Here is a 12,193-nt window from a genome sequence, read left to right as displayed (position 1 = left end):
TGGTGGGCGTGGATCAGTCTCGGCTAATGACGATAAGGACGGTTGCGCGGGCGCCAACCCGCCGCACGTGGTGAACGAGGTGCCCCGGAAACTGCAGGAAATCTCCGGGGCCCATGACGACACTGCGGTCCGCGAACTTCACTTCGACGCGGCCCGTAATGACGTAGAGCGACTCCTCGCCGGAATGTTCTGCGTAGGTTGCCTCACTGAAGTGGGCCGGCGGCGTCATTAAGAAAGCTTCCGCCCGTCGGCCCGGCCCCGCTGGCGATAGGGATACAAAAGAGTATCCATGGACCGGATCCTCCTCCGGCTGCCGGTTCGCTGTACGAACCAGATGGATGTCCGAGTCCGCGACCTGTTCACCAAATAGCAGCGCCACGGGAATGTCCAAAGCACGAGAGAGCTTCATCACGGTTGCGATCGACGGTGCCTTGGCGTCTTTCTCGATCCGGGACAGGAAGCTTTTGTTCAGTCCCGTCGCGAGAGCCAGCTCGTCGAGTGTCATGTTCTTGTTGCGGCGCCAGGCACGCAAACGAGCGCCGATCCGTCCCGCCGGCAGCTGCTCTGAAACACTCGCTTCGAATTTGGTCGTCCGAATTGTCTTCTTGCTCATCATTATTCTTCATCACCGGACTGGCAGACCAGATTTCCACGATTTTTTGTCTCCCCAAGCATCGTGGCGACTGAATGTGCTTTGTCAATGAACGAAGAGGTCCAGCGCGGAGCGGTAGGCCTCGCGCGCTCGTCATGAGCACACCTCGTCTTAGTCCGTTATAGCGCGCCATTTCAATAGTGACGGACTGATATATGGTTCCCTCTGGGCAACAAGGTGCCCGACAGACTACACGTGGAAAAAACTGTCACGACCGGATCTGGATCGCAGAAGCCGGTCTTCGGGCGCTGATTTGCATCGACGAAAGCGGAAACGAGATCCGGCGCATGCAGGGCGAAGGTGCCGACCGCTTTCTGTTCCCGAACGATCTCTGCTTCGGTCCGAATGGACTGCTCTACATGACCGACTCCGGCATGGCTGCTGAGGATTTCATCAACGGGCAAGCCTTCGTCGACGACTATATGAATCTTGATTGGGACGGCCGTGTGTATGAGATCGATCCAGCGGCGATGAAAGTCCTGCGCGTGCTCGATCGCAAGATCCGGTTCACCAACGGCATTGCCTTCGGTCCCGACAATCAGCTCTATGCCAACGCGTCCTTCACCGGCGAGATCTACCGATACGACGTGCTCGGCGAAGCCTCGCCGAAACGTGCGGTCTTCGGCAACGTCCTGCAGCCTGATTCCAATCCTGACTTCAAAGGGCCGGACGGTATGGCCTTCGGGACGAATGGCCGCCTCTATTGCACGGTCTACAACCAGAAGAACGTCACGGTGCTGGACCGACGGGGCGAAGTCGTCGACCGGCTGATCCTGGATGGGCCGCAGCCGACGAATTGTGCCTTTACACTCGAGGGCAAGAAGCTGCGTGTCACTGAAGTCGGCAAGGGCCAGGTCGAGGAGATCGATATGCCCTGCGAAGGGCTGCCGCTGTATCTGCCGAAATTCGCCTGACGAGGCGCCTCACGGTTTTGTCCCGCGAGGCGTTCCGCCGACGCTCAAAGGAAGCCGATCGATAGCCAGGGCACGGCTGCAACGATCAGGGTGCCGATCAAGAGCGCGATCATGTAGCCCACGATCGGCTTCATGCCCTCGTCCGGGTTGATGCGGCTGATGGCGCAAGCCGCGTAGTAGCCGACGCCGAACGGTGGCGCGAATAGGCCGATGCCCATCGCGAGAACGACCACCATCGCGTAGTGGACGTCGTGCACCCCCACGTGCCGCGCGATGGGGAACAGGAGCGGGCCGAACAATACGATGGCCGGGATCCCCTCCAGCACGCTGCCGAGGATCACGAAGGTCGCGATCGTCACCGCTAGGAAGACAGGGACGCCGCCGGGAAGGCCGGTCATGAACTTTGCCAACGAGGCTGAGAATCCCGACTGGGTCAGCGCCCAAGCCATGCCCGTCGCCGCGCCGATGATGAGCAGGATCGCCCCCGACAGCGAAGCCGTTTCGACCAGCATCGGATAGATACGGCGCCAGTCGAATTGCCGATCGATGAAGAGACCCGCACAGGCGGAGTACAGGATGCCGATGGTCGAGACCTCCGTTGCCGTCGCAACGCCTTCAACGACGGCGGTCCGGATCACGAATGGCAGTGCTATGGCCGGAATCGCAATCACAAAGGCGCGGCCGATCTCTCGCCCCGTCGCGCGTTTGACGCGGGACAGGTCCTCGCGGCGGTATCGCCACCACACCACGGCCGCGAGCATGAGCGCGAGCACCACGCCCGGAAGCAACCCGCCGGTGAACAGCGCCGAGATCGACACACCGGTCACCGAGCCGATCGTGATCAGAACCAGTGACGGGGGAATCGTCTCGGTCTGCGCGCCCGTCGCGGCCAGGAGCGCAACGAGATCGCCGGGCTTGGCCCCGCGCTGCCGCATCTCGGGAAACAGCACAGGAGCCACGGCAGCCATGTCAGCCGCCTTGGAGCCGGAAATGCCCGAGACCAGATACATCGCCCCGACCAGCACGTAGTGCAGTCCGCCACGCACGTGACCGAGAAGGCTCGCCAGGAAGCTGACCATGGCGCGCGCCATGCCCGTCATCTCGATCAGAAGGCCAAGAAAGACGAAGAGAGGCACGGCAAGCAGGATCAGGTGGCTCATGCCCTCGTCCATTCGTCCGATCATCACGACGTCGGGCGTGCCGGTTGTCAGGGCAAGATAGCCGACCGTGGCGAGGCCAAATGCAAACGCGATCGGCACCGCCGCAAAGACCATCGCGCCGACCACGAAAACGAAGAAGATCAGAAGATTCAGATTGCCAAGCGGCTTCAAGACCGGCGCCAGCAGAACGAACGTCCCGATGATGCCTGCGACGATCGCCAGGGAGGCCAGCAAGCTGCGCAGGCTCGCGATGCGGATGAGCCGGAGGACGGCTGCGATCAGCATCAGCCCGATCCCGATCGGCAGCGCCGCCGCACGCCAGGTGTTGACGATCTCGAGCGCCGGGGTCGTGACGAACGCCTCGTCCGCGGCGAACTCATAGGCCGGCCAAACGACGAGCACGAGAAATGCCAGCGATGCCGCTGCTGCGACGACGTCCAGGAACGCGCGAAGTTCCGCACTGAGAACGCCGACAATGGCGGTCATCCGCATATGCTCGCCGCGCTGGAACGCGATCACGGATCCGAGCATGGCGAGCCAGAGGAAGAGAATGCCGGCGAGCTCGTCGGACCAGACGATCGGCGAGCGGAACACGTATCTACCCACGATGCCCGAGGACAGGACTGCGATCTCCGCAAGGACGAGCAGTGCCGCCGGGACTGCGACGACGTGGCCAAGTATCCTGTTCGCTGTCACCACCCAACTGCGCGCGTCCCCTTGAGATCTGCCGGCCGCCATGCCGGCATCGACGTGCGGCGTATGGCTCATACTGGTCATGATAGCTGGCCCGCGGCTTTTTCGAGCTGAGACCACGCCTCCTCGCCAAACTTGCCCTTCCAGTCGGCGTAGAAGCTGGTTTTGGACAAGGCCTGGCGGAAGGCGCCACGATCCACATGGATGAACTTGAGGCCCTTCGCCGAGAGGTCAGTTCGCAATGACTGGCTGAGCTTCGCGATGTCCGCCCGCTGGTCGACGGCGGAGCGGTCGAGCTCGCGCGTCACAATCTCCTGTACGTCCTTGGGTAGGCGCTCGAAGGCGCGCTTGTTGCCCAGGATCCAGTAGCCGTCCCAGACGTGCCCGGTCAGGCTGCACGTGCTCTGCACTTCGTAGAGACGCGCGGTCGCGATGATCGGCAACGGATTCTCCTGGCCGTCGACAACCTTGGTCTGCAACGCGGAATAAACCTCATTGAAGTTGATCGGCGTCGGCCCGGCGCCGAGCGCCTTGAAGAGTGAGGTGAGCAGCGGCGCCGGTGGAACGCGGATCTGGAAATTCTTCAGGTCATCCGGCCTCCGCACCTCGCGGCCCGACGAGGTCACCTGACGAAAGCCGTTGTCCCAGGCCTTCGACACCGCCATGATCGGCGTCTTGGCGATCTGCGCCCGGATGTAGGTGCCGAGGTCGCCGTCCATCGCCTTCCATACGCTGTCGTAGTCAGCGAATGCGAACCCGGTGTTCACGATGCCTGCGCTAGGCACGAGGGTGGCAAGTATCGAGGACGATTGGTTGAAGAACTCAACGCCGCCGCTGCGAACCTGGGTCAAGAGCTCGGTATCGGAGCCGAGCTGGTTGGCCGGGAATAGCCTAATCTCCAGTCGACCGCTCGTCGCTTCGCGGATACGGTCGATCGCCTCCTGCGCCCGGATATTCACTGGATGCGTCGGATCCTGTCCGGTCGCGAACTTATAGACGAACTCTGCGGCATACGCCGGCCGGGTGAGAATCCCGCAGAGAGGAACGGCCGTGGCGGCCATCAACAGCGAACGGCGGCTGATGCTTCCGGTCTTCGAGACAGTCATGTTTTCCTCCTGATCCTGCGTTGACGTTGCTGCCGACTGCTTTAGTCTGCGCCGGCGTGCAGCTTTCCGGGTTCTTCGCTTGCCGGCTCTCGACCGCCGGCGTTCGGGGAAGAGCCATCGCTCGCCGCGCGACCCGCGGCGGGCGAAGCTCTTCACTGAGGTTTGGCTGAGTTGGCGCTTAGCGCCGGTACTCTAAAGCCACTGCTTGATCTGCCTCGCGACCTCTGCGGTGGAAATCCCGTAGCGGTCGTGCAGTGTCGGAAGTGCGCCGGCGTCAAGAAATTCGTCCGGCAATGCGATCTGGCGAAAAGGCGGATGGACACCGGAACGCATCAGAAGTCCGGCAACCGCCTCGCCAAGACCGCCAATTGTTGTGTGGTTCTCGGCAACGACGACAAGGCGGCCCGACTTACCGGCTTCCCGCAAGATCGTCTTGGCATCGAGCGGCTTGATGGTTGGAACATGCAGCACCGCAATATCGACGCTGTCGCCCCTCAAAGTTTGCGCGGCTTCGAGCGCACGCATGGTCATGATGCCGGACGAGATGACTAGGGCGTCCTCCCCGCCACGGATCAGCTTGGCCTTGCCGAGCTCGAATTTGTAGTCGTACGCGTCAAGCACGACTGGCACCTGCCCGCGCAGCAGGCGCGTGTAGACCGGTCCCTGATGCGCCGCGATGGCGGGCACCAGTTGCTCGATCTCATGGGCATCGCAGGGATCGATGACCGTCATGTTCGGCATCGCGCGAAACAGCGCAAGATCCTCCGCGGCCTGATGGCTCGGGCCATAGCCCGAGGTCAGACCCGGCAACGCGCAGACGATCTTCACGTTGCGGTCTTCCTCCGCGATCGTCTGGTGTATGAAGTCGTAAGCCCGCCGCGATGCGAACACGGCGTAGGTGGTGGCGAACGGCATGAAGCCTTCGGCGGCGAGGCCGGACGCGGCGCCGAACAAAAGCTGCTCGGCCATGCCCATCTGGTAATAGCGGTCCGGAAATTCCTTCGCAAAGATGTGCAGGTCAGTGTACTTGCCGAGATCGGCCGTCATGCCGACCACATCGAGACGGCTGCGTGCGAGCTCGACGAGCGCGTGTCCAAAGGGCGCCGGCTTCGTCTTCTGTCCCTCGGTCGCGATCGATGCGATCATGGCCGAGGTGGTCAGGCGAGGCTTGCCCGGCTGCGGTGCGGATCTGACGGTCTTCATGCCTGCCTCCCGGCTTCCAGCGCGGCGAGCGCGAGCTGCCATTCGTGCTGCTCGACGCGGATGAAATGGCTCTTCTCGCGCTGCTCCAGGAATGGAACACCTTTCCCCATCAGCGTGTCCGCGATGATCATCCGTGGCTTGGGCTCAGGATGGGACTTGGCGGCGTCGAAGGCGGCAACTACGGCATTGAGATCGTTGCCGTCGACGCGCTGCACGAACCAGCCAAAGGCCTGAAGCTTGTCCACCAGCGGCTCGAATGCCATGACCTGCGTGGAAGGACCGTCCGCCTGCTGATTGTTGACGTCGACGATGCCGATCACATTGTCGAGCTTGTAGTGGCCTGCCGACTGGATGGCCTCCCAGACCGAGCCTTCATCAAGCTCGCCGTCAGAGAACAAGGTGTACACCCGCGCCTCGGATTTCTTACGCTTGAGCCCCAGGCCCATGCCGACTGCGATGCTGAGCCCAAGCCCGAGCGAACCGCCCGACATTTCCATTCCGGGTGTGTAGGAGGCCATGCCCGACATCGGCAGGCGGCTCTCGTCGCTGCCATAGGTTTCGAGCTCTTCCTCGGGAACAATCCCCGCCTCGATCAAAGCCGCGTAGAGGGCGATGGCGTAGTGCCCGTTCGACAGAAGGAAGCGGTCGCGTCCTTCCCAGGACGGATCCTCCGGCCGGTAGCGCATTGCGTGGAAATAGGCCACCGCGAGAACGTCGGAGATGTCCAGCGCCTGGGCGATATAGCCTTGGCCCTGGACTTCACCCATGCGCAGCGCATTGCGGCGAATGTTGTAGGCGCGGTCCGCCAGCTTGGGCGTGTTCGCAAGCGTGTTGGTCGGCGTTTCCATCGATCTGACCTTGTCTCGCTAACTCAGTGGATGAGCATGCCGCCGTTGACGTCGATCACGGCACCGGTCACATAGGCCGAGAGGTCCGACGCCAGGAAGGTGTAGATGCCGGCGACGTCTTCCGCCGTGCCGAGGCGATTGAGCGGAATGCCTTCCAGGATTTTCGCTCTCATCTCATCGGTCAGCTTCCCTGCCGTGATGTCGGTGCCGATCAGGCCGGGCGTGACGCAATTCACGCGAATGCCATCCGGGCCAAACTCCCGTGCCATCGCTTTGGCGAGGCCAAGCACGCCGGCTTTCGCCGCCGAGTAGTGCGGGCCGCCAAAAATTCCACCGCCACGCTGGGCCGAGACCGACGACATGCATGCAATCGATCCGGATTTCCGTGCGCGCATATGCGGGATCACCGCCTGAGAGAGAAACAGGATGCCCTTGAGATTGACGTCCTGAATGCGATCCCAATCGGCCGCCGAAATTTCCAGAAACTTCACCGGCTGGGTGATGCCCGCATTGTTGATCAAAACATCGATGCCGCCGAAAGATTCGATCACGCGGGCGACCGCCTGCTCGCAGGACGACTTGTCGGCGACGTTGCACCCTAGCCCAGTGTGGGAGGTTCCAAGCGACGTCGCAGCATCCGCGGCAGCGCCAGCGTCAATGTCCAGAATGGCGACCCGAGCGCCCTCGCCGGCGAACCGCCGGGCGGTGGCAAGCCCGATCCCGCGCGGCGAGGCTGCGCCCGAAATGATGGCCGTCTTACCGCTGAGCAGCATCAGTTCCTCCCACGAATTTATTCTTCCTTGGCAAGGCAAGGAATGACCCGCGGAGGATGAACGGACAAGCGCGCAGTTGTCACGGACCGATGAATCTGGTTCACTTGTGGGATGCTGTCGAATATCCCCATATCGGCAATTCGCGCCTTTGAAGCGGCCGCCCGCACTGGATCGTTTCGCGATGCGGCGAATGAGCTTCACTTGACCCCGAGTGCCGTCAGTCACGCGATCCGCAAGCTGGAGGGCACGCTTCGGACCGTTTTGTTCGAGCGCAGCGCCCGATCCGTGCGGCTCACGCCGGCCGGCGAGAACCTTATGCGTCACACGGGAGCGGCATTCGACCAGCTCCGTCGCGGCCTCGAGGAAGTCGCTGCGCGCGGGCCACAATTGGTGCGCGTCCATTCCGCGCCCAGCTTTGCCGCGCAATGGCTGGCGCCACGGCTTGCACAGTTTCTCGCCGCTTACCCGAAGCTCGAAGTTCGACTGGCTGCAAACACCGACTACGCACGCTTCAGCAATGATGATTTCGATATCGACATCGTCTACGGTCCGCCGCGCGCGGAAGGTGTCGAAATTGTTCCTCTGCCGGAGGAGACGGTCACGCCGCTCTGCTCGCCCTCGCTCGCAAAATCGATACGAAAGGCTGCCGATCTGCTCGATCAGACGCTCATCCGCTCCGACGTCAAGCGGGTGCAGTGGCACCAATGGTTCACCGCAAATGGCTTGGAAGCCCCTGCGCTTCACGGCATGAGATTCGACCGGAGCTTTCTTGCGATTGCTACGGCTGCGGAGGGATTGGGCGTCGCGCTGGAATCGACCCTCCTGGCCGAGCGCGAACTGGCGAGCGGACGATTGGTCGCTCCGTTGGCACGACGCGCTAACGATATCCGCTACGTTGGTCACCGCCTGATCTACCCGCGCGCCAGCCGACAGAGATCGGCGGTACGAGCCTTCGCAGATTGGCTCATGGCGCAACTCGGGGGGGAAGGCGCGGTACCACCGAGCTAAGGTGATCGCAGAGAATCGGCGCCGAACTCGATCCGAACTGTTTACGTCTATACGTTTTATAGCGATCGACGAGTACCGAAGTGCTCCCGACCTCGACATCGACCACATCGCCGAGCTTCTGCACGGGACTGCGACGACGTCGTCGCTGAACTCGCCAGCGCCGTTTTCCGCGACCCCGCGAACGGCTCGTGGCAGACGGCGGACTCCTACCGGCAGGATGTTAGCTGCCTGCTCCAGCGCGTTTTCTTCAAGCGACGGCGTGCTGGCTTGCAGTTCCCCCTCGTCACAGTCCGCCGATCCTAGGAGTGCTCAAACCAGCAATGCTAGGGACTACAAACTGAACGTCCGCTTCCGAGCCATCTAGCATGACCAATTCGCACCGGCGAAACGCCAATCCAGTTCGGGAAAGTAGCAAGAAAAAGTGTCGTGATTTGAGCACGTCTGGAGACCCGTCAACGCGTAGGCGGGCGCCAGTTTCGGAAATCTCAACGAGAACGCAATCGCGCCACCATTTTCCATTTACACCCAAAAGGGTGACCCAATGCTCTCGTTCGAAACGCACGCGCTTTGTTTGTCGCTTGCTCCAAAGCATCGAGATCACACCGCTCAGCGGCGCCTTCAAATCATTTCGTCAGAAAAGAAGCCGAAGAGCTGTTTGCGAGCGACATCAAGCCGGCCACGCTGGCAAGTCGGCAGTTGAAAGAGAATTATTGCCTTTGACCTCAGAGGCAAAGCGAGGTCTTAAATTACTTAACCTTCATAATAACGCGAAGAGGCTCGAACATAGGAGTATAGTCCCGCTGCAGTCATCGCTAGGAGCGCGCCGAAGCACAATTGTTTGCGCATGAGCGCCCCTGGTTGGGGTCCTGGATAGCAACCGACCTTTCCTGCGCCCGCGCCGTCAGTTCTTATCCTGATTTTGCACAGATTTCCGGCTGTTGTGTCTGGAAAATGCATTTTTTGAGCACCACACAAGGCTACTCGGCCGTGTTGCGGCACGAATAATCGTTATTGCTTTCGGCTCAGCAAACAGGACCTGAAGAGCGGCGCGATATTATGCGCGCGACGCGCGTCGTTTGGCCCGGGTGTGAGGGGTTTCATAATTGCGATATGGATTCTGAAGTAAGTCTTGGTCATGACTCGGTCTCTGATTTTCTTCGTGGTCTTTGCGATCATCCTGGCAGCGCGTGGGCAGCAGCGAGAACAATTCGTGTTACGCCCGACTGCGGCCATGCCTCCGGTCAACGTACCCTGAGCGCAAGCGCACGGAACGTGTCGGCGAGATGATGATCATTTGGGGCACTTATCTGGCCAATCAAATCCGGCGGGCCATCCGCCGGCGGAGATCGTGAGAGTCCAGCATCGTTGCGCCGGCCTCGTTAGCCATCAGTGACCCTGGAGGACCGGCGCCGCCCCAGTCGTTCGGGCTCACTCCGGCGTAGTTCGACAGGAAGAGATCCTGCCGGCACTGGCGATGGCAGCTCAGGAGCTCTCGTGTCCTCTGGTTGGAGTTGGTGCGTAGTAGGGCGCGGCTCCATCAGCTCGAGCACCGCTCGTCCCTTGTCCGTGATGCGCCACCCTCCATGCAAGCGGTCGACGAGTTGCTGCGTAAAAAGGTCGAGCTCGGGCACACGGGCGCCCATTCGTTTGGTGCGTGCCGCCCAATCCGGACCGCTCGTGGCCAAAATGGCCATGTCTCGCTTGAGGTCCGGCATGGATGCGAAGCCGTTCGGGTAGCTCACAAGGATCTTCAACACCGTGACCTGGAAATTCACATGAGCACTATCGGTCTTGTCCGTATCTAGCGCCACATGGTTGGCGCGGAGCGAAGAGCTTGCATTGCGACCTGCCGAAGGCGCTCCGCCGTGATCTCACCTTTGTTGGCGGCCTCCAAGATCTTGGAAGCGACATGGGCCCGAGTGCCGGTTTCGCTGCGAGGCAGACTGTCGCAAACCTCCTCAAGAACAGCACGCAGAAGCGCAGTGGTCGTTGCGTCCAACACTTGGCGACTCCGCAAGGCGCAAAGAATGGTAGCAGAGAAAGCACGGTGAACTCCTCAAAGAACTACTAGCTGATTCCAAAGTCGAGTATGAACTTCACCACAGTCGTCGTTGCTTGTTGATTGTCCAAGACGTTGCCGCCATGCCCTCGAAGCAGGACAGTTGTGCTGGTCTGGCTCCGCCACGCCAGCGCTAGAGGAAGCGCCTCCGTGATGGAATTCAGCGCTGGAGGGGCTCTTTTTGACGATTTTCGCCGCGATGTCCGTGCGATGTCTCGCCACTTGCCAGAGTGTCTATTTTCCCGCGGAGAATCCATCGCCGGGGCAGCCGCAGCGGGCGTTCCGGTACAGACAGACCGTCAGTGTTTATGTCCGATCGTTTTTCTTTCTTTGAGATTTCCCTTAAGCGCCGTGGGCGAAGCTGGTCATGGTCCGTCAGCACGAGCGAGGGCACGCCGGTATAGCAGGCTCACGAAGCAGTCGAGCCGCCGCCAGATAGGAAGCGAAGAGGGCGTCATTTCTGCTGCTAAGCACGCCAATGGGCCCGCCTGCAACAGTTTCGTCACGCCGAGCTGGCGAGCGGTGTCGGTCACCGCGTTGGCTCCCGCGCCATTAGGCCCTGGTCTGTGAGTGGCCATGTCATGACCATGTCCCAGTCCTCGTATTTTGCTGAATGCATCTAGGGAATGTCGATGAAGCAGACCAAGCAAAACGAGAGATCACAACGTGGGAACCTCGTCGGCAAAGTACTTGGTCGGAAAACGAAAAAACTGACCGCGACGATGAAGCGCCGTGCCCTCAAGATAAAAAAAATCTGAGCGACCGGATCCGCCATCTCAATAGAGACACGCTCCACGCCTCCTCGCACTAAGCTCGTCAGGTGGCGCCCCTCCAAGGTTCGCTCGCTTCCTCTCCGCTAGCGCCTCTCTGCACCTGTTTGCTGTCACGTTGTGAGGGGCCCGCCGATTGGAGCTTCCTATCTCCTGGCGTCCGGATCGAGCATGACGTTGTCGATAAGCCGGGTCGGGCCAACATAGCCTGCTGCACAAATGGCGACCGGACGCGATAACGGGTTCGTGGCCGGTTTTAGCGTTTCAGCGTCCACGATTTCGAGGTATTGCAACTCATCCAACGCCTCAAGGGGAGGCCTGACAAGCGATAGCAGCCGGACGGGATCGCACTCTCCTTCGCGAAACGCGGTTTCCGCCGAGAGCAGGCGCCGGCTGATCGCCAATGCACGGTTGCGCTCCGGGGCGCTGAGATAGCGGTTTCGGCTGCTCATTGCGAGGCCATCCGGCTCGCGGACCGTCGGCACGGTGACGATATCGATCGGCAGATTGAGATCAAAGGTCATGCGGCGGACCACTGCACATTGCTGCAAGTCTTTCTGCCCGAAAAAGGCGACATCCGGCTGGACCATGTTGAACAGCTTGCAGACAACGGTCGCAACGCCGCGGAAATGGCCGGGCCTGAACGGGCCGCACAGGGACTCCGCGAGTGCACCGGGTTCAACAAAGGTATCAAACTGAGGCGGGTAGAGTAGACGTCCCGCACCTCCGGAGCAAAGAGGACGTCGACTTCTGCCTCCCGGCAAAGTTGTTCATCGCGAGGGAAGTCGCGGGGATAGGTGGTGAGATCTTCGGTTAGGCCAAACTGCGTAGGATTAACGAAGATGCTGACGACCGTGGCGTCGCAACGAGCCTGGCTGTCTTCGACCAGGGCCATGTGGCCCTGGTGCAGGTAACCCGTCGTGGGCACCAATCCAATGTGTCTGTCGGGGCCCCGAGCCTCAGCTAAAGCGCGACGCAGTTCAGCAACGGATCGGATGGTTCGCATG

The 12,193-nt window shown here is 61.1% G+C and carries 11 protein-coding genes and 1 pseudogene; 3 read left to right on the top strand and 9 right to left on the bottom strand.

The window, feature by feature from the left end; genetic code table 11:
* Positions 1 to 13: 13 nt before the first annotated feature.
* Complete coding sequence (locus IVB50_RS37980) at positions 14 to 613, bottom strand: XRE family transcriptional regulator (RefSeq protein ID WP_247299945.1); 600 nt, start codon at positions 611 to 613, stop codon at positions 14 to 16.
* 194 nt (positions 614 to 807) lie between these two features.
* Between IVB50_RS37980 and IVB50_RS37975 the strand changes: the two genes are divergently transcribed.
* Positions 808 to 1,566: an SMP-30/gluconolactonase/LRE family protein gene (locus IVB50_RS37975; protein WP_247299944.1), complete on the top strand. Its 759-nt coding sequence runs from the start codon at positions 808 to 810 to the stop codon at positions 1,564 to 1,566.
* A gap of 44 nt (positions 1,567 to 1,610) precedes the next feature.
* Here the strand turns inward: IVB50_RS37975 and IVB50_RS37970 are convergent, their stop codons facing one another.
* The 5 genes from IVB50_RS37970 to IVB50_RS37950 form a co-directional block, all read right to left on the bottom strand.
* Entirely contained in the window at positions 1,611 to 3,464 is a 1,854-nt protein-coding gene (locus IVB50_RS37970; protein ID WP_247300067.1) for a TRAP transporter large permease subunit, read from the bottom strand.
* 35 nt (positions 3,465 to 3,499) lie between these two features.
* Complete coding sequence (locus tag IVB50_RS37965) at positions 3,500 to 4,525, bottom strand: TRAP transporter substrate-binding protein (RefSeq protein WP_247299942.1); 1,026 nt, start codon at positions 4,523 to 4,525, stop codon at positions 3,500 to 3,502.
* A gap of 192 nt (positions 4,526 to 4,717) precedes the next feature.
* The gene (locus tag IVB50_RS37960; RefSeq protein WP_247299940.1) at positions 4,718 to 5,728 is read right to left on the bottom strand and encodes a transketolase family protein; all 1,011 of its coding nucleotides are present in this window, start codon (positions 5,726 to 5,728) and stop codon (positions 4,718 to 4,720) included.
* Positions 5,725 to 6,576, bottom strand: coding sequence for a transketolase (locus IVB50_RS37955; protein ID WP_247299938.1), 852 nt, complete (start codon positions 6,574 to 6,576; stop codon positions 5,725 to 5,727). The genes IVB50_RS37960 and IVB50_RS37955 overlap by 4 nt, the downstream gene beginning before the upstream one ends.
* Positions 6,577 to 6,599: 23 nt before the next feature.
* Positions 6,600 to 7,349: a glucose 1-dehydrogenase gene (locus IVB50_RS37950; protein ID WP_247299936.1), complete on the bottom strand. Its 750-nt coding sequence runs from the start codon at positions 7,347 to 7,349 to the stop codon at positions 6,600 to 6,602.
* Between the two features lie 111 nt (positions 7,350 to 7,460).
* On the opposite strand from IVB50_RS37950, the gene IVB50_RS37945 reads away from it, so the two are divergent.
* Positions 7,461 to 8,357 (top strand): LysR substrate-binding domain-containing protein, encoded by an 897-nt coding sequence (locus IVB50_RS37945; RefSeq protein ID WP_026233713.1) that lies wholly within the window; start codon positions 7,461 to 7,463, stop codon positions 8,355 to 8,357.
* A 1,379-nt stretch (positions 8,358 to 9,736) separates the two neighbouring features.
* On the opposite strand, the gene IVB50_RS37940 is transcribed toward IVB50_RS37945, so the two are convergent.
* Both IVB50_RS37940 and IVB50_RS37935 read right to left on the bottom strand, forming a co-directional pair.
* Positions 9,737 to 10,132, bottom strand: coding sequence for a hypothetical protein (locus IVB50_RS37940; protein ID WP_247299934.1), 396 nt, complete (start codon positions 10,130 to 10,132; stop codon positions 9,737 to 9,739).
* Between the two features lie 26 nt (positions 10,133 to 10,158).
* Positions 10,159 to 10,359, bottom strand: a complete 201-nt coding sequence (locus IVB50_RS37935; protein WP_018459031.1) for a hypothetical protein — start codon at positions 10,357 to 10,359, stop codon at positions 10,159 to 10,161.
* A 689-nt stretch (positions 10,360 to 11,048) separates the two neighbouring features.
* On the opposite strand from IVB50_RS37935, the gene IVB50_RS42505 reads away from it, so the two are divergent.
* Positions 11,049 to 11,174 (top strand): hypothetical protein, encoded by a 126-nt coding sequence (locus IVB50_RS42505; RefSeq protein ID WP_256464689.1) that lies wholly within the window; start codon positions 11,049 to 11,051, stop codon positions 11,172 to 11,174.
* Between the two features lie 158 nt (positions 11,175 to 11,332).
* Here IVB50_RS42505 and panC read toward each other — a convergent pair.
* A pseudogene (panC, locus tag IVB50_RS37930) lies at positions 11,333 to 12,192 on the bottom strand (pantoate--beta-alanine ligase).
* Position 12,193: the final 1 nt, after the last annotated feature.

The sequence above is a fragment of the Bradyrhizobium sp. 87 genome (genome assembly GCF_023073015.1).
GTDB lineage: Bacteria > Pseudomonadota > Alphaproteobacteria > Rhizobiales > Xanthobacteraceae > Bradyrhizobium > Bradyrhizobium canariense_D.
This window is presented reverse-complemented; position numbering and strand designations above follow the sequence as displayed.

What these genes read in the sequence shown, in the direction of transcription:
- IVB50_RS37980 (WP_247299945.1), bottom strand. Translation starts at nt 613, where the DNA reads ATGAGCAAGAAGACAATTCGGACGACCAAATTCGAAGCGAGTGTTTCA.
- IVB50_RS37975 (WP_247299944.1), top strand. Translation starts at nt 808, where the DNA reads ATGGTTCCCTCTGGGCAACAAGGTGCCCGACAGACTACACGTGGAAAA.
- IVB50_RS37945 (WP_026233713.1), top strand. Translation starts at nt 7,461, where the DNA reads ATGCTGTCGAATATCCCCATATCGGCAATTCGCGCCTTTGAAGCGGCC.
- IVB50_RS42505 (WP_256464689.1), top strand. Translation starts at nt 11,049, where the DNA reads ATGAAGCAGACCAAGCAAAACGAGAGATCACAACGTGGGAACCTCGTC.
- IVB50_RS37950 (WP_247299936.1), bottom strand. Translation starts at nt 7,349, where the DNA reads ATGCTGCTCAGCGGTAAGACGGCCATCATTTCGGGCGCAGCCTCGCCG.
- IVB50_RS37960 (WP_247299940.1), bottom strand. Translation starts at nt 5,728, where the DNA reads ATGAAGACCGTCAGATCCGCACCGCAGCCGGGCAAGCCTCGCCTGACC.
- IVB50_RS37955 (WP_247299938.1), bottom strand. Translation starts at nt 6,576, where the DNA reads ATGGAAACGCCGACCAACACGCTTGCGAACACGCCCAAGCTGGCGGAC.
- IVB50_RS37965 (WP_247299942.1), bottom strand. Translation starts at nt 4,525, where the DNA reads ATGACTGTCTCGAAGACCGGAAGCATCAGCCGCCGTTCGCTGTTGATG.
- IVB50_RS37970 (WP_247300067.1), bottom strand. Translation starts at nt 3,464, where the DNA reads ATGGCGGCCGGCAGATCTCAAGGGGACGCGCGCAGTTGGGTGGTGACA.